21 protein-coding genes are annotated in these 18,530 nt (G+C 70.1%); 5 read left to right on the top strand and 16 right to left on the bottom strand.

Annotated features, from left to right (window positions below; translation table 11 throughout):
• The first annotated feature begins 146 nt into the window (after positions 1-146).
• Positions 147-2,303 (top strand): carbamoyltransferase HypF, encoded by a 2,157-nt coding sequence (gene hypF, locus ABZ342_RS45715; RefSeq protein WP_360487423.1) that lies wholly within the window; start codon positions 147-149, stop codon positions 2,301-2,303.
• On the opposite strand, the gene hypB is transcribed toward hypF, so the two are convergent.
• From hypB to ABZ342_RS45635, 16 genes are all read right to left on the bottom strand, one after another.
• Positions 2,260-2,955 carry a hydrogenase nickel incorporation protein HypB gene (gene hypB / locus ABZ342_RS45710; protein WP_360487408.1) on the bottom strand — a complete coding sequence of 232 codons (696 nt, stop codon included), beginning with the start codon at positions 2,953-2,955 and terminating at the stop codon, positions 2,260-2,262. The genes hypF and hypB overlap by 44 nt on opposite strands.
• A complete protein-coding gene (locus ABZ342_RS45705) occupies positions 2,948-3,283 on the bottom strand; it encodes a hydrogenase maturation nickel metallochaperone HypA (protein ID WP_360487406.1) in 336 nt (111 codons plus the stop codon). Before ABZ342_RS45705 ends, hypB begins: the two co-directional genes overlap by 8 nt.
• Positions 3,284-4,360, bottom strand: a complete 1,077-nt coding sequence (hypE, locus tag ABZ342_RS45700; protein WP_360487403.1) for a hydrogenase expression/formation protein HypE — start codon at positions 4,358-4,360, stop codon at positions 3,284-3,286.
• On the bottom strand, positions 4,357-5,484 hold the full coding sequence (gene hypD, locus ABZ342_RS45695) for a hydrogenase formation protein HypD (protein ID WP_360487400.1): 1,128 nt from the start codon (positions 5,482-5,484) through the stop codon (positions 4,357-4,359). Before hypD ends, hypE begins: the two co-directional genes overlap by 4 nt.
• A 10-nt stretch (positions 5,485-5,494) precedes the next feature.
• On the bottom strand, positions 5,495-5,767 hold the full coding sequence (locus ABZ342_RS45690; RefSeq protein WP_155548558.1) for a HypC/HybG/HupF family hydrogenase formation chaperone: 273 nt from the start codon (positions 5,765-5,767) through the stop codon (positions 5,495-5,497).
• Positions 5,768-5,770: 3 nt separating this feature from the next.
• Positions 5,771-6,259, bottom strand: a complete 489-nt coding sequence (locus ABZ342_RS45685) for a hydrogenase maturation protease (RefSeq protein WP_155548559.1) — start codon at positions 6,257-6,259, stop codon at positions 5,771-5,773.
• A complete protein-coding gene (locus ABZ342_RS45680) occupies positions 6,256-7,407 on the bottom strand; it encodes a hypothetical protein (RefSeq protein WP_360487397.1) in 1,152 nt (383 codons plus the stop codon). Before ABZ342_RS45680 ends, ABZ342_RS45685 begins: the two co-directional genes overlap by 4 nt.
• The gene (locus tag ABZ342_RS45675; RefSeq protein ID WP_360487394.1) at positions 7,404-8,033 is read right to left on the bottom strand and encodes a DUF6084 family protein; all 630 of its coding nucleotides are present in this window, start codon (positions 8,031-8,033) and stop codon (positions 7,404-7,406) included. The genes ABZ342_RS45680 and ABZ342_RS45675 overlap by 4 nt, the downstream gene beginning before the upstream one ends.
• Positions 8,026-8,643, bottom strand: coding sequence for a DUF5947 family protein (locus ABZ342_RS45670; protein ID WP_360487391.1), 618 nt, complete (start codon positions 8,641-8,643; stop codon positions 8,026-8,028). Before ABZ342_RS45670 ends, ABZ342_RS45675 begins: the two co-directional genes overlap by 8 nt.
• Positions 8,640-9,164, bottom strand: coding sequence for a NifU family protein (locus ABZ342_RS45665; protein WP_360487388.1), 525 nt, complete (start codon positions 9,162-9,164; stop codon positions 8,640-8,642). The genes ABZ342_RS45670 and ABZ342_RS45665 overlap by 4 nt, the downstream gene beginning before the upstream one ends.
• The gene (locus tag ABZ342_RS45660; RefSeq protein ID WP_155548563.1) at positions 9,164-10,936 is read right to left on the bottom strand and encodes a nickel-dependent hydrogenase large subunit; all 1,773 of its coding nucleotides are present in this window, start codon (positions 10,934-10,936) and stop codon (positions 9,164-9,166) included. The genes ABZ342_RS45665 and ABZ342_RS45660 overlap by 1 nt, the downstream gene beginning before the upstream one ends.
• Positions 10,933-11,991 (bottom strand): hydrogenase expression protein HypE, encoded by a 1,059-nt coding sequence (locus ABZ342_RS45655; protein ID WP_360487385.1) that lies wholly within the window; start codon positions 11,989-11,991, stop codon positions 10,933-10,935. The genes ABZ342_RS45660 and ABZ342_RS45655 overlap by 4 nt, the downstream gene beginning before the upstream one ends.
• Positions 11,988-12,674 carry an SIS domain-containing protein gene (locus ABZ342_RS45650; protein WP_360487382.1) on the bottom strand — a complete coding sequence of 229 codons (687 nt, stop codon included), beginning with the start codon at positions 12,672-12,674 and terminating at the stop codon, positions 11,988-11,990. The genes ABZ342_RS45655 and ABZ342_RS45650 overlap by 4 nt, the downstream gene beginning before the upstream one ends.
• Positions 12,675-12,691: 17 nt before the next feature.
• Complete coding sequence (locus ABZ342_RS45645; RefSeq protein ID WP_155549431.1) at positions 12,692-12,877, bottom strand: HypC/HybG/HupF family hydrogenase formation chaperone; 186 nt, start codon at positions 12,875-12,877, stop codon at positions 12,692-12,694.
• A 47-nt stretch (positions 12,878-12,924) separates the two neighbouring features.
• The gene (locus ABZ342_RS45640) at positions 12,925-13,545 is read right to left on the bottom strand and encodes an SIS domain-containing protein (protein ID WP_360487379.1); all 621 of its coding nucleotides are present in this window, start codon (positions 13,543-13,545) and stop codon (positions 12,925-12,927) included.
• Between the two features lie 123 nt (positions 13,546-13,668).
• The gene (locus ABZ342_RS45635) at positions 13,669-14,712 is read right to left on the bottom strand and encodes a tetratricopeptide repeat protein (RefSeq protein ID WP_155548567.1); all 1,044 of its coding nucleotides are present in this window, start codon (positions 14,710-14,712) and stop codon (positions 13,669-13,671) included.
• A 178-nt stretch (positions 14,713-14,890) separates the two neighbouring features.
• Here ABZ342_RS45635 and ABZ342_RS45630 point away from each other — a divergent pair, with 178 nt between their 5' ends.
• The 4 genes from ABZ342_RS45630 to ABZ342_RS45615 all read left to right on the top strand — a co-directional run bounded on the left by ABZ342_RS45630 (position 14,891) and on the right by ABZ342_RS45615 (position 18,439).
• A complete protein-coding gene (locus ABZ342_RS45630; RefSeq protein WP_360487376.1) occupies positions 14,891-15,571 on the top strand; it encodes an HNH endonuclease family protein in 681 nt (226 codons plus the stop codon).
• Between the two features lie 10 nt (positions 15,572-15,581).
• Positions 15,582-16,220: an alpha/beta hydrolase family protein gene (locus tag ABZ342_RS45625; RefSeq protein WP_360487374.1), complete on the top strand. Its 639-nt coding sequence runs from the start codon at positions 15,582-15,584 to the stop codon at positions 16,218-16,220.
• Positions 16,221-16,364: 144 nt separating this feature from the next.
• A complete protein-coding gene (locus ABZ342_RS45620) occupies positions 16,365-17,108 on the top strand; it encodes a 3D domain-containing protein (protein WP_360487371.1) in 744 nt (247 codons plus the stop codon).
• 11 nt (positions 17,109-17,119) lie between these two features.
• Positions 17,120-18,439 (top strand): cellulose binding domain-containing protein, encoded by a 1,320-nt coding sequence (locus ABZ342_RS45615; protein WP_360487369.1) that lies wholly within the window; start codon positions 17,120-17,122, stop codon positions 18,437-18,439.
• The last annotated feature ends 91 nt before the right edge of the window (positions 18,440-18,530 follow it).

The raw sequence follows: 18,530 nt of genomic DNA, 5'->3' as shown, positions 1-18,530 counted from the left end.
CGGAGTCCGCCATTCGCCCGGTTGCCGCACGATTGTGCCCCGAGGGGCCGACAAAAGTGACAGTGGTCCCCCGATCGTCCACATCCGGCCACTGTCCGCTGGACGGCACGTGGCCGGGGGCGGACACTCGGTGCGTGGACCGGCGCGTGCGCTTGGCGGTCAGGGTCGGCGGGGTCGTGCAGGGCGTCGGCTTCCGGCCCTTCGTTCACGGCCTGGCGCTGCGGATCGGCGTCTCCGGGCTGGTCGGGAACGACGTCCACGGCGTCTTCGCCGAGGCCGAAGGCACGCCGGATCGGGTCGGAGCTTTCGTCGCCGCGTTGACGGCCGAAGCGCCGCCGCTGGCCGGCGTCGAGCGCGTGGAGACTCGCGAAATTCCCCCGATCGGGGACGTCGGCTTCGTCATCGTCGCCAGCGGGAGTCCCGGTGGTGCCGCCGACACGCTGATCTCCGCTGATTCCGCCACCTGCGCGGACTGCCTGCGGGAGCTGCGCGACCCCGGTGACCGGCGGTTCCGGTACCCCTTCGTCAACTGCACGAACTGCGGGCCGCGGTTCACCATCGTCCAGGGCGTTCCCTACGACCGGCCGCTCACGACGATGGCCGCCTTCGCGATGTGCGCCGCGTGCAAGCAGGAGTACGAGGACCCGGCGGACCGGCGGTTCCACGCCCAGCCCGTCTGCTGCCCGGCCTGCGGGCCCGCGTTGCGGTTCGAACCCGGGGGCGGGGAGCCGATCGCGAGCGCCGCCGAAGCGCTGCACCAAGGCGCGATCGTCGCGGTGAAGGGCCTCGGCGGCTACCACCTCGCCGTCGGTGCGCGGCACGAAGAGGCCGCGGCGAAACTGCGGGCGAGGAAGCATCGCGAAGACAAGCCCTTCGCCGTCATGGTCGCCGACCTGGCGCAGGCCCGGGAACTGGCCGAAGTGAGCGAAGCGGCCGAAGAAGCGCTCAGCAGCCGGCGACGGCCCATCGTGCTGCTGCCCGCCCGAGGAGGCCTCGCCGGAGCCGTCGCGCCGGGGAACCGGCGGATCGGGCTGATGCTGCCCTACACCCCGCTCCACCACCTCCTGCTGGAGCGCACCGGTCCGATCGTGCTGACCAGCGCAAACGTCTCCGACGAGCCCATCGTCTACCGCGACGAAGACCTGAGCCGCCTGAAGGACATCGCCGACGCGTTCCTCACCCACGACCGGCCCATCCACGTCCGGACCGACGACTCCGTGGTGCGCATCGTCCGAAAGCGAGAGCAGCTCCAACGGCGTTCGCGGGGTTACGCGCCCGAGCCCGTCGGCATCAGGAAAACGAAGCAGCACCTCCTCGGCTGCGGCGCCGAGCTGAAGAACACCTTCTGCCTCGCCAAGGGCCGCCACGCGTTCGTCTCGCACCACATCGGCGACCTCGAGAACTACGAGACGCTCAAGTCGTTCACCGAGGGCATCGAGCACTTCAAGCACCTCTTCGCCATCGATCCCGTGGTCGTCGCGCACGACCTGCACCCCGAGTACCTGTCCACGAAGTACGCGCTGGAGCAGGACGTCGACCTGCTCGGCGTCCAGCACCACCACGCCCACATCGCCGCGTGCCTCGCGGACAACGGCGAGGACGGCCCGGTCCTCGGCGTCGCCTTCGACGGCACCGGCTTCGGCCCCGACGGCACCGTCTGGGGCGGCGAGTTCCTCCTCGCCGACCTGACGAGCTACCAGCGGCTCAGCCACCTCCGGCCGGTCGCGATGCCCGGCGGCGTCATGGCGATCCGGCAGCCGTGGCGGATGGCAGCGTCCTATGTGGACGAACTGGGCCGTCCGGCGCGCGAAGACATCGTCAAGCTCAAGCGCAGCGGCCTCAACTCACCCCTGACGTCCAGCGCCGGGCGCCTCTTCGACGCCGCCGCCGCGCTGCTCGGCGTCCGGGATACCATCACCTACGAGGGCCAGGCCGCGATCGAGCTGGAGCAGCTGGCCGACCCGGCGGAGACGTCCGCCTACCGCGCGCGGATCGACGAAGTGGTCCACGGCGAAGACCTCATCGCCGCGCTCCTGGACGACACCAGCAGCCGAGCCAAGAGGGCCGCCCGGTTCCACAACGGGGTCGCCGACACGATCGCGCGGACCTGTGACCGCTTCCGCGACCGCAGCACCACGGTCGCGCTCTCCGGCGGGGTGTTCCAGAACGTCCTGCTGCTCGACCGGACCGTGGAAACCCTGGAACGCGCCGGTTTCCGCGTCCTGACCCACCGGAACGTGCCGGCGAACGACGGCGGGATCAGCTTCGGGCAGGTCGCCGTAGCCAGTCGTACCACTCGGTGAGGCCGTCGCCGCGCGTCGCGCTGACCTGGAGGATCGCCGCCGAGGGGTTGACTCGCCGCGTGTCCCGCTCGAACTCGGCGACGTCGAAGTCGACGTACGGCAGCAGGTCGACCTTGTTCAGCAGCACCAGGTCGGTCGCGGCGAACATGTGCGGGTACTTCAGCGGCTTCCCGGGCCCCTCGGTCACCGACAGGACCACGACGCGCGCCGCCTCGCCGAGGTCGAACAGCGCCGGGCAGACCAGGTTGCCGACGTTCTCGATGAACAACGTCGAACCCTGAGCCGGCGAGAGCGAATGCAGGGCCCGGTGCAGCATCGACGCGTCCAGGTGGCAGCCGGCGCCGGTGTTGATCTGCACGACCGGCGCGCCGGTCGCCTTGATCCGCTCGGCGTCGAGCAGCGTCTCCTGGTCCCCCTCGATCACCGCGCACGGCGTGTCCGACGCGCGGATCGTCCGTTCCAGCAACGTCGTCTTCCCGGCGCCGGGGGAGCTCATCAGGTTGATCGCGAAGACGCCGGAAGACCGCAGGTGCGCGCGGTTGTGCGACGCGAGTTCGTCGTTCTTCGCGAGGATGTCCTGCTCCATGACCACGGTGTGGGCGTGGTCGGTGATCCGGACGTCCGAGTCCGAGCAGCCGCAGGTGTCACACATGGCTGACCTCCACCGAGGTGATGCGCAGTTCGCGCCCCGCCAGCACCGCGACGTCGGCGCTGCCGCAGGGGCACAGCAGGATGAAGTCGTCGAGGGTGAACTCGGCACCGCAGTCGCGGCAGCGCGCCCGCCCGGACGGCTCGGCGATGTCCAGCCGGGCACCTTCCAGCGAGGTTCCCGTGCACAGGACGTCGAAGCAGAACCGGACGCTGTCCGGCACCACCCCGGACAGCCGGCCGATCTCCAGCCGGACGCACGACACCGCCGCCTCGCCGAGGCGGGCGACGATCGCGTCGACGACCGACTGCGTGACCGCCATTTCGTGCATTCAGCAGATCCTCGGCAGCGGGTCCCCGACCAGCAGGTCCACGATCCGGGTACCGCCGAACGCGGTGTTCAGCAGCACGATCCCCGGCGGGTCGTCGGCGATCCGCCCGATCACCGCCGCGTCCGCGCCGAGCGGGTGCGAGCGCAACGCGGCCAATGCCGCGTCGGTCTGGGAGCCGTCGACGACGACCACGATCCGGCCTTCGCACGCGACGTACAGCGGGTCGATGCCCAGCAGCTCCGACGCGCCGCGGACCTCGTCCCGCACCGGGACGGCCTTCTCGTCGACGACCACGGCGACCTCCGCCGCCTTCGCGATCTCGTTGAGGATCGTCGCGACGCCGCCGCGGGTCGCGTCGCGCATCGCGCGCACGCCGGGAACCGCGGCCAGCAGCCCGGCGACCAGGTCGTGCACGGGTGCGGTGTCGGACTCGAGGTCGGCGTCGATGTCCAGCTCGCCGCGGGCCAGCATGATCGTGACGCCGTGGTCACCGATCGGCCCGGAGACGAGGACGGCGTCTCCGGGCTTCACGGTGGCCACGCCGAGGCCCGTGCGGGTGAGCACCCCGACCCCGGCCGTGTTGACGTACACCCCGTCGGCCTTGCCGCGCTGGACGACCTTGGTGTCGCCGGTGACGATCTGGACGTCCGCCGCGAGCGCCGCGGACTTCATCGAGTCGACGATCTTCAGCAGGTCCTCGACCGGAAAACCCTCCTCGAGGATGAACCCGGCGGTCAGGTAGAGCGGCCGCGCGCCGGACACGGCGAGGTCGTTCACCGTGCCGTTGACCGCCAGGTCACCGATGTTCCCGCCGGGGAAGAACAGCGGCGAGACGACGTAGGAGTCCGTCGTCAACGCGAGTCGCGCGTCGCCGATGGTCAGCGACGCCGAGTCTTCGAGGGGTTCTAGCAGCGGGTTGCGGAACGCGTCGAGGAACACGGCCTCGATCAGCGTGTGCGTCGACTTGCCGCCCGCGCCGTGCGACAGCGTGATGCGCTCTTCACGCACCTTCGCGCGCCGGCGCCGGGCGCGCTCGATGCGGTCGAGGACCTGCTGCTCGCGTTCGGTGGTGGTCATGCGCGGCTCGCCTCCCGGACGCGCTGACGGCTGAACCGGCCGAAGTTGTAGTAGGCCGCGCAGGCGCCTTCGGGCGAGACCATGCACGTCCCGATCGGCGTCTCCGGGGTGCACGCGGTGCCGAACACCTTGCACTCCCACGGCTTCAGCACGCCCTTCAGCACCTCGCCGCACTGGCACGCCTTGGGATCGGCGACGCGCAGTCCGGGGATTTCGAAGATCCGCTCGGCGTCGAACGCGGCGTACTTCTCGCGGATCGCCATCGCCGAGTGCGTGATGAACCCGAGGCCGCGCCACTCGAAGTACGGCCGCAGCTGCATCACCTCGTTGATGGCCTTCAACGCGACGAGGTTCCCGTCCCACGGCACCACGCGCGAGTACTGGTTCTCGACCTCGGACCGTCCCGAGGAGAGCTGCAGCATCAGCATGTAGATCGACTGCAGGATGTCCAGGGGCTCGAACCCGGCGACGACCACGGGCTTGCCGTAGTCGCGCGCGATGAACTCGTACGGCCGGCAGCCGATCACTGTCGAGACGTGACCCGGGCCGATGAAGCCGTCGAGCCGCAGGTCGGGGGAGTCGAGGATGGCCTTGATGGCCGGGATGATCGTGACGTGGTTGCCGAACACCGAGAAGTTCTCGATGCCCTCGGCGGCCGCGCGCAGCAGCGTCATCGCGGTGGACGGCGTCGTCGTCTCGAACCCGATCGCCATGAACACGACGCGCAGGTCCGGGTTCTGCCGCGCGATCTTCAGCGAGTCGAGCGGCGAGTAGACCATCCGGATGTTCGTGCCTTCGGCGTTGGAGTCGAAGAAGTTCCCGCCGGAGCCGGGCACGCGCATCATGTCGCCGAACGACGTCATGAGCACGCCGGGCTGCCGGGCGATGTGGATGGCGTCGTCGATGCGGCCCATCGGGATCACGCACACCGGGCAGCCCGGGCCGTGCACCAGCGTGATGCTCTCGGGCAGGTAGTCCTCGAGGCCGTGCTTGTAGATGGTGTGCGTGTGCCCGCCGCAGACCTCCATGAACTTGTAGTGGCGGCCCGGCTCGCACAACGACGTGATCTTGGCGGACAGCGCCCGCGCCTTCTCCGCGTCGCGGAACTCGTCGACGAAACGCATGACGACTCCTCTAGTCGATCCGGGATTCGAGCAGGGCGGCCATTTCGTCCTCGTAGGCCTTGCCGATGCTTTCGAGGAACTCCAGGGCGGCCGCGGCCTCCTGTTCGTCTATTTTGGACAGTGCGAAGCCGACGTGGATGAGGATCCAGTCGCCCGGCTTCGGCGGGTCGTCGTCCAGCAGGCCGATGTTGATGAGCCGCTTGACGCCGCTGACCGAGACTTTCGCGAGGTCCGGGCGCTCCTCGCTGAGTTCGATGATCTCGCCCGGGATCCCTAGGCACATGGCTCAGACCTCCGTGGGTTGCAGCTGCGGGCTGGTGCCCCAGGCCAGTTCGGTGACGGCGCGGACCGCGGCCGGGATGGCCGCCGCCACCTGGGGCGACAGGCCGATCCCTTCGTCGAGGCAGGCCGGTTCGCAGCCGACGAGCAGGACGCGCCCGGCGTCGCCGCCGAGCAACCTGAGCAGCCGGAACACCGCGTCCGGCCGCATGCCGTGCGCGTCGATCGACGCCGTGGCGGCCAGGTCCTCGGTGTCGGCCTCGATCAGCGAGAGCGTCCCGGGCGGGCGGCCGTGCGGGGTCGCGTCGAGCAGGATGGTCGTGTCGTAGCCGCCCATCAGGTCGTAGGCGAGGTGCATGCCGGCGATGCCGTAGTCGGCGATCTGCACCCAGGGCGGCAGGTCGGTCCCTTCCAGCTCCTTGATGACCTCGACGCCGAACCCGTCGTCGCCGAGGAAGATGTTGCCGATGCCGGCGACCAGGACTCGTGGCCTCATTCCGCGACCTCCAGGGGTTCGATCTCGTCGGGGGAGAAGTACCGGTACCGGCCGTGCGCGTGCTGCAGGTCGGCGCCGGGGTCGTCGTCGAGGGTGACGGCGACGTACGTGACACCGTCCACATCGGTCAGCACGGTCCGGACGGTGGCGGTCCTGGCGGTGAGGAACATGTCCTGCGCGTCGGCGCCCCGCAGGTTCGGCCGCAGGCGCACCCGCGACCCTTCGGCGACGCGCACCCCGGCGACGGTCACCGAGGGCTCGACCGGGCGCACGGAGCGGATCGCGCCGTGCAGGCGGTCGAGCAGCTCGGGCGGCATCGTGTCGACGCGGTCGACGATGGCCGCCGCGCGCGGGTCGGTGGCCCGGGCCTCGCGTTTCTCCTCGTCGGTCAGCGTCATCGTGCGCAGGGTGAGGATTTCGTCGATCTCGGTGCCGTCGAAGAGGTCACCCGGGCTTTCCGGCGCGATCGCCGGGTCGTCGTAGAGGATGATCGGCGACGCGAGCACGACCGTGCTGCGCGAGGTGTCGCCGATCAGCACCGGCCACAGCCGCTCCTGCCGGCAGGCTTCGACCGCCGGCTTGGCCCACTCCGGCGGGTCCAGCATCGACAGGAAGTGCCCGGTGCCGACGCTGAGCACGAGGTGGGCGGCGAGCAGCGCGTGCCGCAGGGCGTGCGAGCGGACGCCGTCGGACGGCCACGACGTCGTGTTGTGCAGGTCGAGCCGCAGCCGGGTGCCACCGAAGGGGCCGTCGAGCGGGTCGAGCCGGACGGTGAGGATGCCGGACAGCTCGTGCGTCCGCTGCCCGTCGCCCGGCACGGTGAACGGCGCTTCGGCCGGGAGTTCCGCGAGCGGCAGCTCGAAGTCGATCTCGTGCTCGACGGCTTCGTCCCACGTGGTGTCCTGCGTCCGGGTCTGCAGGAACCGCAGCTTGACGTGCAGGATCGTGTGCGCGAGGGGTTCGAGGACGCACTCGACGCGGGCTGAGGCGTGCTCGCCGATCTCCGCCGACGCGTACGACGGCGGCATCAGCACGCCCCACTGCCAGCGCACCTTGTTCTTCCCGGCCGACGCGCGGTACGGGTAGAGGAGGTAGCCCTCGTAGAGCACGGCGTCGCCGACCGCGCGGGCCTGGTCGAGAACGTTCACGGCCCACCGGCCAGCAGCTGCTCGACGGCGGCTTCCCAGGTCGGGATCGCGTGCTGCGCCTTGTACTTGAGCAGCGCGTCCACGGTCTCGCGCGGCAGCTTGATCCACGCGACGTTCGGGAAGTAGCGGGACATCAGCTCGTCCCAGACGCGCACCGGCATCCGGCACTCGGCCTGCGTGTGCCACGGCACTTGCTCGACCCAGAACCCCGGCCCGCCCTTGCCGAACACGGTCCCGCTGAACAGCAGCACCATCGGCACGACGCCGTCGGACAGCGCGTGGAAGTACTTGCCGGCCGCGACTTCGAGGTCGTAGGTGCACGGCACCTCGGCGTCGACCTCGGTGGCGCCGGAGAACCCCGGCACGGTCACCGAGATCGTCGTGAACTGGAACGGCTTCAGCGTCTCGCCCCACCGGGACCGGTCGCCGAAGAGGTGGGTGAGCAGCTCCGACTCGTCGTCGGCGTACCGGCGCCGCTGCGGCTCGATGCGGATCTGGACGCGCAGCACCATCGCGTGGACGGGCTGCCCGGTCAGCTCGGAGATCCGCAGCTTGAACGCGAGCGTCGGCGACGCGGCGTACTTCAGCGGCCGGACGTCGATGCAGTCGAAGGTCAGCTCAGCCATCGGCCACGACCTCGCTGCGCTCCCGCAGGCGCGCGAAGAACCCGTCGATGGCCTCGTGCGCTTCGGTGCCGCCGTCGAAGCCCCGCCAGGTCGTCCGGACCAGCCCGACCAGCTCGTAGCAGACGTCGATCGGCACCAGGAAGCACTCGAAACCCAGGTCGAGCTGGTTCAGCAGCAGGGCTTCGACGTCGTCGGCGACGTCGGCGAACGCGGGGGTGCCCGCCAGCAGCTCCTCCCACGTGCCGAGCTCCAGCAGCGACTCCGTCGCGCCCGCCGGGCTCGGGTAGAACGCGACCGGGCGGTCCTGCACCGAGTTGCGGAACAGGAACGCCGTCTTCACCGGGATCCCGGCCGACTCCCACAGCGCCGTCCCCGGCCCGAACCGCGGCGCGTGGCGGAAGCGGTCCGGCACCGCCCGGTGCCGCTTCCCGCCCGCCCCGCGGTGGGTGAAGAGCAGGTAGCAGCCCCGGCAGGTGCAGAGGATCGTCCGGGATTCGAGGTCGATGACGTGCCCGTGCTCGGCGGTGATCGGTTCCGCGCACATCTCGCACTTCTCGCCCGGCGCGGCGCGCCGGACGGGAGTGCGGAACCTGCGCAGGCCGCCCGTCACGGGACCTCCACGGGACACGGGACCAGCGGCAGCAGCGGCCGCCCGCCCGGGCCGGTTTCTTCCGGCACGACCCCGTCGACGACGACGTCGGAGATCTCCGGCGCCGCTTCCCGGACCACGCGCTCGATGGCGTACTTCGCGGTGACCGTCGACGACGGGCAGCCGTCGCAGGTGCCCCGCAGCCGCAGCCGCAGGACACCGTCCTCGATCCCGACGAACTCGACGTCGCCGGCGTGCGAGCCCAGGTACGGCCGGACCTTGTCGAGCGCCTCGGTGACTCGCTCGTGCGTCGACCGGGGGTGCAGGTCGTGCAGCACGAGCAGGCCGCGGATGTGGTCGTCTTCGACGAGCCGGTCCAGCAGCGCCCGGTCCGAGCCGATGATCTCGATGATCCGGGCCAGGCCGGCGCCGTAGAACTCGAGCAGCGTGTGGACGAGGTCCTCGGCGAGCTCGGCGTCCGTTCCGCCGAACTCGCCCAGCAGCTGCTCGATGCGCTCGCCGACCCGGTCGACTTCCGTCATCAGCCGAGCTCCCCGCCGAACGCGTGCGGGGTGTGCAGCCGTTCGACGACCTTGCCCTTGCCGGTGTACATGTGGACGCCGCAGGGCAGGCACGGGTCGAAGCTGCGGACCGCGCGCATGATGTCGATGCCCTTGAAGTTCTCCTGCGTGTTCTCCTCGAAGATCGGCGTGTTCTGCACGGCGTCCTCGTACGGCCCCGGCGTGCCGAAGCTGTCGCGCACGCTGCCGTTCCACGGCGTCGGCGGGTACGGGTGGTAGTTCGCGATCTTGCCGCCCTTGATCACCATGTGGTGCGAGAGCACGCCGCGGACCGCCTCGGTGAAGCCGCAGCTCACGCCTTCGTCCGGGACCTTGAACGGCTCCCACGTCTTGGTGTTGCCCTTGCGGACCTCACCGAGGGCCTGGTCGGCGAAGTGCAGGGCCAGCGCGGCCGCGTACGCCTGGAAGTACGTCCGCGCGCGGTTGCGCTCGAGCGCGTTGCTCCACTTCGGGATCTTCCACTCGAACTCGACTTCGGGCTTGGTCGCCGTGCGCGGCAAGGAGATCTTGACGCTGTGGCCGGTCGACTTCAGGTACGGCGTGTCGACGAGCCCGGCCAGCGCCGTCACCCACAGCCGGGCGATCGGGCCGCCGCCGGTGTCCAGGGCCAGGTGGTCCTTGCCGTCGAACCAGCGCGGCGACATCGTCCACGAGTACTTGCCGTCGAAGTCGCGCTTCGCCGGGCGCGGGATGGTGTGCTGGTTCCACGGGTGGCGCTGGTCGACCGGGTTGCCCAGCGGGTCCTGCGTGACGAACATCGGCTGGTCGGCCCAGTCCTCGTAGAACGAGCTGCCGAGCAGGATCCGGATGCCGAGGTTGATGTCGACCAGGCTGGTCGTGACGAGCTTGCCGTCGACGACCACGCCCGGCGTGACGAACATCTTGCGGCCCCAGGACTCCATGTTCTCGTAGGTGAAGTCGCAGTACTCGGGGTCGTTGAGACTGCCCCAGCAGCCGAGCAGGATCCGCCGCCGCCCGACCTCTTCGTAGCCGGGCAGGGCTTCGTAGAAGAAGTCGAAGAGGTCGTCGTGCATCGGCAGGCAGCGCTTCATGAACTCGACGTAGCGCATCAGCCGGGTCAGGTAGTCGGTGAACAGCTGCACGGTCGCCACCGTGCCGACGCCGCCGGGGTACAAAGTGGACGGATGGACGTGCCGGCCTTCCATCAGGCAGAACATCTCGCGCGTGCTGCGGGAGACCTGCAGGGCCTCGCGGTAGAACTCGCCCTCCAGCGGGTTCAGCGAGCGCATGATGTCGCCGATGGTGCGGTAGCCGTGGTCGCCCGCGTGCGGCGCCTCGGTGCGGTTGGCCAGCTCGAGGACGCCGGGGTTGGTCTCGGCGACCATCTTCTCGCAGTAGTCGACCCCGACCAGGTTCTCCTGGAAGATGTTGTGGTCGAACATGTATTCGGCGGCCTCGCCGAGGTTGATGATCCACTCGCCGAGGTGCGGCGGGCGGACGCCGTAGGCCATGTTCTGGGCGTACACCGAGCACGTCGCGTGGTTGTCGCCGCAGATCCCGCAGATCCGGCTGGTGATGAAGTGCGCGTCGCGCGGGTCCTTGCCCTTCATGAAGATGCTGTAGCCGCGGAAGACCGACGACGTGCTGTGGCACTCGACGACGCGCTTGGCCGCCCAGTCGATCTTCGTGTAGATCCCGAGGCTGCCGACGATCCGGGTGATCGGGTCCCACGCCATCTCGACGAGGTCGGTCTTGTCCTTCATCTCGGTCATGACCGCACCTCCGCCTGGTAGCCGGTGTCGAGCTTCTTGCCCGTGTGCCGCCACCTGGGCTCTTTGTCGAGCTTGCGCTCGGTGATCTTCCGCAGCCGCCGGATCACCGACCCGTACGCGCCGCTGGCCAGCGACGACACCTGCGCGCCCGGCGGCTCGTCCATGAACGGCATGAACTTGTCCGGGAAGCCCGGCATGGTGCAGCCGATGCAGATCCCGCCGACGTTCGGGCAGCCGCCGACGCCGTTGATCCAGCCGCGTTTCGGCACGTTGCACTTGACGACCGGGCCCCAGCAGCCCAGCTTCACCAGGCACTTCGGGGAGCCGTACTCGGTGGCGAACTCGCCCTGCTCGTAGTAGCCGCCGCGGTCGCAGCCCTCGTGCACGGTCGCGCCGAAGAGCCACTGGGGCCGCAGGTGGTCGTCGAGCGGGATCATCGGCGCCTGCCCGGCGGCCTGGTAGAGCAGGTAGGTGATGGTCTCGGACAGGTTGTCCGGGTGGGTCGGGCAGCCGGGCACGCAGACGATCGGGATGCCGGCGCCGGACTTCCAGTCCCAGCCCAGGTAGTCCGGCACGCCCATGGCGCCGGTCGGGTTGCCCTCCATCGCGTGGATGCCGCCGTAGGTGGCGCAGGTGCCGACGGCCATCACCGCCAATGCCTTGGGCGTCAAGCGGTCCAGCCACTCGCTGGTCGTCATCGGCTGGCCGGTCTCGGGGTTGTTCCCGAACCCGCACCAGTAGCCCTCTTCCTTGATCGCCTCGTTCGGGATCGAGCCCTCGACGACCAGCACGAACGGCTCCAGCTCACCGCGGTCGGCTTTGTAGAACCACTCGATGAACGTGTCGGCCCCCTTGTCGGGGCCGCATTCGAAGTCGATCAACGGCCAGTGGACCGCGATCTTGGGCAAGCCGGGCAAAGCGCCGAGGACGATTTCCTCGATGCTCGGTTGCGTGGCGGCCGTCAGTGCGACGGAGTCGCCGTCGCACGACAGTCCGGCGTTGATCCAGAGGATGTGGATGGGCTGCTCTTCGGTTTGTTCTGCGGCATGCGTCACGGCTGATCACCCTTGGCGAGGTCGTCGAGCGCGCCGAGGGTCAGCTCCCACAGCGCGTGGTAGAGGGTCGTCTGGGCTTCCTGGATGCGGTGCACGGAAGGGGACGGGACGACGAAGAGGTGGTCGATGCTGTCCAGCTCGGCCATCTTCCCGCCGTCGTAGCCGGCGATGCCGACGGTCACCAGGCCGCGCCGGGCGGCTTCGTCGAAGGCACGCACCAGGTTCGCGGAGTTCCCGCTGGTGGACAGGCCCACCGCGATGTCGCCGGGACGCCCGAAAGCACCGATCTGCCGGGCGAAGACGACGTCGAACCCGATGTCGTTGGACAGGGCCGTCACCACCGCGATGTCGTTCGTCAACCCGAAGGCGGGCAACGGTTTCGCGTCGCCCGCGGGGCTGAGGAACAGGCTGGCGAGGTCCTGGGCGTCGGTCGAGCTGCCGCCGTTGCCGAAGGCGAGCAGCCGGCCGCCGCCGCGGAACGCGCGCGCGAGGTCCTGCGCGCACGCGAACAGGCGGTCGCGATCGGCCGCGAGCACGTCACCGCGCAGGGCGACGATCTCGCGCACCTTGTCCACAGTGGACTGCTCGACCTGGTCGAGGACGGCGTCGAGATCGCTCTCACCCGAGTACAGGAACGGGTACAGCGCTTCGAGACCGTCGGTGACGGGGTGTTCCCGCGTCATTCCGAATCTCCCGCGGCTTAGGACTTCTCCAAGCGTGCGATGGCTTCCCCGGCGTGCACCAGGATGCGGTCGCCGACGCCGGCCTCGACCAGCGCGACACTGACCTCTTCCCGGGTGGACCCGGTGTCCACGACAGCGAGCTCGTGCTCGAGGAGCTCGACCACGGTCACCTCGACCGCGGTGTCGGAGCAGGTGATGCACACCCCGTCGTGACAGACGGGGCCGGCTTGTCTGTCGGCGTCACGGGCGTTCACGACGCCACCTCCGGAGCCAGCAGACCGGGTTGCTCGAAGAAGACGTGCACCAGCTCCCACAGCACGTGGTAGGTGGTCACGTGGACCTCCTTGACGATCCGCGGGTCGGTCGAGCGGGCGATGAAGACGTGGTGCAGCCCGGTGGTCGCGGCGATCGCGCCGCCGTTGCCACCCGTCAGAGCGACGGTGAGCATCCCGAGGTCGCGGGCCGTTTCGAGGGCGCGGCGGACGTTGGCGCAGTCGCCGTCGGTGGAGATGCCCAGCGCGATGTCGGCGGGTTCGCCGATGATCCGCAGCTGGTGGGCGAAGACGTCCTCGAGGCCGACGCGGTTGGCGACGCCGGTGACCGTCGCGACGTCGGCGGTCAGCGAGAGGGCCGGCAGCGCGCGCTTGCCCACGATCACCGGGTGGACGAACTCGACCGCCACGTGCTGGGCGTCGGTGCTGGGGCCGCCGTTGCCGAACACCACGAGCTTGCCGCCGCGGTGGAAGCGGCGGGCCATGTCGTGACACGCCTCGGCGACCTCGCGCGCGTCGTCGGCCAGGGCGAGCACGGGCGCCTCGCGGCGCTCGAAGAGGGCGTCGACGGAGTCCGGGTGATTCGGTGACCACGACATCGCGGCACTTCCTCGGGGGCGACTGCTCGGTGGTGGGAGCGCACCCCAGATTAGAACTGTGAGTTGGATCACACAATAGATCGAAGGGGGTCTCCGCTCCGCCAACCGGGTCTGATCAGCCCCTCAGACGTGGTGCTCGCGGTCGTCCTGCAGGTGCTCCGCCCGGGCGAGCCACTGTTCCGCCTCATGGCCGGACCCGCGGGACCGCAGCATCCGGGCCAGGCTGAGCATGCCCTGGACGTCGCCCGTCTCGGCCGCCCGGCGAAACCACCGCTCGGCCTCCGCCAGGTCGTCCCGGTGTTCGGCGAGGTGCCCGAGGTTGGTGAGCGCCGGGACGCTGCCGTGCTCGGCGGCCTTGCGGTACCAGGCGGCGGCCTCGCCCTCGTCGCCGCGGTTGCGGGCGAGCACGCCGAGGTTGGTCATCGCCGCGGGGTCGCCGCGCTCGGCGGCGTCGAGGTACCAGTTCTCGGCTTCTTCGAGGTCGCCGCGGCGGTGCAGCAGCAGCCCGAGCCGGACGATCGCCTCGCCGTGCCCGCCGGTCGCGCCCTGGCGGTACCAGTTCTCGGCGTCGCCGGGCCGGCCGAGCCGCTCGGCCTGCCGGCCCAGCTGGCAGGTGGCGGCGAGGTCGCCGGCCAGCACGGCCGAGCGCCACCAGCGGGAAGCTTCGGCGGCCTGGCCGCGGTCGCGCAGCAGGACACCCAGGTCGATCATCGCGGCGGTGATCCCGGCGTCGGCGGCCTGGCGCAGCCACGATTCGGCCTCTTCGAGCCTGCCCTGTTCGCGCAGCATGTGCCCGAGCGCGGCGATCGAGGGCAGGTCGCCGGTGCCGGCCGCCTCGGCGTACCAGTGCTGGGCGTCTTCGCGCTTGCCGCGCCGCTCGTACGACTTGGCGAGGTTCAGCATCCCGTGCGGCTCGCCGGCCAGGGCGGCCTCGTGGTACCAGCGCTCGGCTTCGTCGAGCACGCCGCGTTCGGCCAGCAGGTGGGCGAGCGAGGTCATCGAGACGCGGTCGCCGCCCATGGCGGCCTTGCGGAACCACGTTTCGGCCTCGGCGAGGTCCCCGCGCTCCCGCATCGCCGAACCCATGCGGGCCATGGCGACGACGTTGCCGCCCTCGGCGGCTTTGCGCTGGAAGAACTCGTCGAACTTTTTGAGCCGGCCGGGCATCGGCTGCTCCCTCCGGATGGGTCCTGCTCCGGTAGTCGCAGTTGGACGGCTCGGTGTGACACATCCGCCATGGGTGGGCGAGATCACATTCGCGCCAGGTCGTCGTGTCGGCGCGGTTTTCCCAGGCCGGCAGGGGTGAGACTACGCCGCGCTCAGGTGAATTCGGGAGGAGAAAATAGTGGCGGCCCGCGGCTTTCGGCTCAGCGTGACCCAACGATCTCTGCTGGTAGTCGCGATCCTGGCGATCGCCCTCTTCGGGTACTGGGCCACGAGCAGAAGCTCCGGTGCGACCCCGCCGCCGTCGGCGTCCCCGGCACCGGTTCCGGTCAGCGCGGCCGACGCGCAGAAGCAGCTCGGCGAGCTGACCATCGCCGCCCGGACGTCCATGGACGGCTACTCGCGCGAGAAGTTCCCGCACTGGTCCAGCCAGGGGTCGAGCTGCGACACCCGCGAAGTCGTCCTCAAGCGCGCGGGCAAGGACGTGCAGACCGATAAGGACTGCAAGGTGACGTCCGGGACGTGGACCAGCGTCTACGACGACGAGACCTGGACCAAGGCAACCGACCTCGACATCGACCACATGGTCCCGCTCGGGCAGGCCTGGGCCAGCGGCGCCAAGACGTGGACGACCGAGAAGCGCCAGCAGTTCGCCAACGACCTCACCCGGCCGCAGCTGTTCGCCGTCACCGACAACCTCAACCAGCAGAAGAGCGACAAGGCGCCCGACCAGTGGAAACCGCCGCTCGTCGCGTTCTGGTGCACCTACGCGACCGACTGGATCGTGGTGAAGCACTTCTACGGCCTGACCGTCACCGAAGGGGAGAAAACCGCCTTGACGGACATGCTGCGCCGCTGCTGAGCTGGCCGGCATGACGACCTTCGCGCTGATCCACGGGGGCGGCGGCAGCGGGTGGGACTTCCACCGGCTCGGCCCGGAGCTGGTGGCCCGCGGCCACGACTTCGTCGCGCCGGACCTGCCGATCACCGACAGCTCGGCCGGGCTCCCGGACTTCGTCGACACGGTGCTGGCCGCGCTGGGCGACGCTTCGGACGTCGCCGTCGTCGGCCACTCGTACGGCGGGTTCACGGCCCCGCTGGTCGCGTCGAAGGTGCGCGCGCGACTGCTCGTCTACCTGGCCGGGATGATCCCGGCGCCCGCGGAGCCGCCGGGGCAGTGGTGGGGGAACACGGGGTTCTCGGCGCCTTCGGGCTTGAGCGACGTCGAGACGTTCTTCAACGGTGTCGATCCGGCGCTCGCGTCGGAAGGCATGGCGCACGGCCGCGACCAGGTGAGCCGGGAGGGCGAGGACCCGTGGCCGCTGCCGGCCCACCCGGACGTCCCGACCCGCGTGGTGCTGTGCCGCGACGACCGGTTCTTCACGCCGGACTTCCAGCGTCGCGTGGCGCGCGAACGGCTGGGCCTCGAGCCGGACGAGGTCGACGGCCCGCACTGCGCGCCGCTGAGCCACCCCGCGCAGATCGCCGACCTCCTGGTCGGGTACCTCTGAGCCGTCCGGGGGTCGCGGAAAACTTAAAGGTCTAGACCTATTGACTGTGTGGTCCAGGCCACTTAACGTCAGGTGCGCGGCGAACCCGCACCTCCCCACCTGCGTCACCTCCACCCCGGTCCCCACCATGGAGGTTTCTCCGTCATGCGCTTCGCCCGGATCCTCGCGCTGGCCGCCTTCGCCGCCGGAAGTGTGCTCGTCGCCCCCGCCGCGTCGGCCGCCGCGCTCCCCGCGTGCCAGCACTTCTACCCAGGCACCATCCCGGACCGACCGGTCACCGGCGGCCACGGTCCCGGCACGCTCGTCGGCGCCGTGAACGTCGGCAACCGCCTGCCCGCGCCCGGTTCCGTCGCCGGCGGCCTCGGTGCCGACGGCAAGGTCACCTTCACGTTCGCCCGCGTCGCCGGTGCGAAGGCCTACCGCGCGTTCCGCAACGGCCAAGCCCTCCAGTGGATCAGCGACTGGGGCCAGCCGACGCTCACCGTCACCGACGCGAGCCCCTGCCAGGACGCGAACTACCAGCTCTACGCGATGACGGCCGAGGACAACTCGCCCGGCTCGCTCGGGCAGATCTCCACCGCGTACCGCCTCGACGGCGCCAGCCGGCTCACGACGTACCGCATCCCGGCCGGCACCACGCTGAACTACCGCGTCACGTCCTACAACGACGTCGCCCAGACCGCGCTCGGTTACAGCGCCGGCCCGGGCTTCTGCGCGGTCGACGCGCGGATCATCCCGTGGGGCACCCGGTTCTCCGTGCCGGGCTACGGCGAGTGCTACGCGGCGGACATCGGCAGCTGGATCAAGGACGACATCGTCGACGTCTGGCTCCCCGGCTCGCAGGCCGACGCCTGGGGCATCCAGCGGCTCACCCTGACCGTGCGCTGAAGGGGTCCGCCATGAAAGCCAGGCTCGCTCTCGCCGCGACGCTCCTTTCGGCGGCGACGGTGCTGGTCGTCTCGCCGGCGACGGCCGCCACCGCGCCGTCGCCGGCGTTCGCCAAGGACTCCGACTGGGGCTCCGGCTACCAGGCCAAGTACACGATCAGCGCGGGCACGTCCGCGCTGACGGGCTGGAAGCTGGAGTTCGACCTGCCTTCCGGCACGTCGCTCGGGTCCTATTGGGACGCGCTCGACACGCCCTCCGGCACGCACCATTCGTTCGCCAACCGCGAGTACAACAGCTCGGTCGCCGCGGGCGCGTCGACCAGCTTCGGCTTCCTGGTCAGCGGCGGCGGCCTGCCCGCGAACTGCAAGCTGAACGGCCAGCCGTGCACCGGAGGGACGTCTCCGACGACCACGCCCACGACTCCGCCGACCACCACCACCACTACTACGCCGCCCACCGGTGGGAGCGCACGCGTGTCGCCGTACATCGACATCACGATGGCGACGCCGTCGCTGGTCTCGGTGGCGAACGCGACGGGCCAGAAGAACTTCACGCTCGCCTTCGCCTTGGGCAGCAGCCTCGGCTGCGACCCGCAGTGGGGCGGCACGGTCCCGCTGCTGGATTCGCGGATCATCAACGACGTCACCGCGTTGCGGTCTCTCGGCGGCGGCGTCACGGTGGCTTCCGGGGGAGCGCTCGGCCCGTACCTGGAGAACGTCTGCGGCTCGGTGGACGCGCTCTACAACGCGTACGTGAAGACGCTGGACGCGGTGGGCAGCAACAACCTGGACGTCGACGTCGAGGCGTCGATCCCGACGGCCACGGTGAACCAGGCCCTGCTGCGGCTGCAGCAGCAGCGCGGCACGCACATCAGCTACACGATGCGGATCCAGGGCCAGGACTACGGGATGGACCCGTTCTCGGTGTCGATCCTGCAGGACGCGGCGGCGCGCGGGCTGAACGTCGTGGTCAACCCGATGCTGATGGACTTCGGCTACAGCGGTTCATGGGGCGACGCGCTGGTGTCCGCGGCGAACGCGACCCTGGGCCAGCTGAAGACGATCTGGCCCGCGAAGTCCGACGCCGAAGTGAAGGGCCTGCTCGGCCTGACCCCGATGATCGGCCGCAACGACACGGGTTCGGTGACGGACCAGGCGGCGGCGCGGCAGCTGCTGTCGTTCGCGCAGGCGAACCACGTGGCGAGCATCGGCTTCTGGTCCGCGGGCCGCGACAACGGAGGCTGCCCCGGCGGCGGCGCGGTCGCGACGTGCTCGGGGATTTCCCAGTCCCTGTACGAGTTCACGAACATCTTCAAGGCGTACACGGGCTGAGCCCGGTCTCCTCGCCGACGTCCCCAACGCCCCGGCGAGGAGGCCGTCACAGGTCGTGAGTGAGAAACAGGGTCAGAACCCTGTTTCTCAC

It is taken from the genome of Amycolatopsis sp. NPDC005961 (genome assembly GCF_040629235.1).
GTDB lineage: Bacteria > Actinomycetota > Actinomycetes > Mycobacteriales > Pseudonocardiaceae > Amycolatopsis > Amycolatopsis camponoti.
This window is presented reverse-complemented; position numbering and strand designations above follow the sequence as displayed.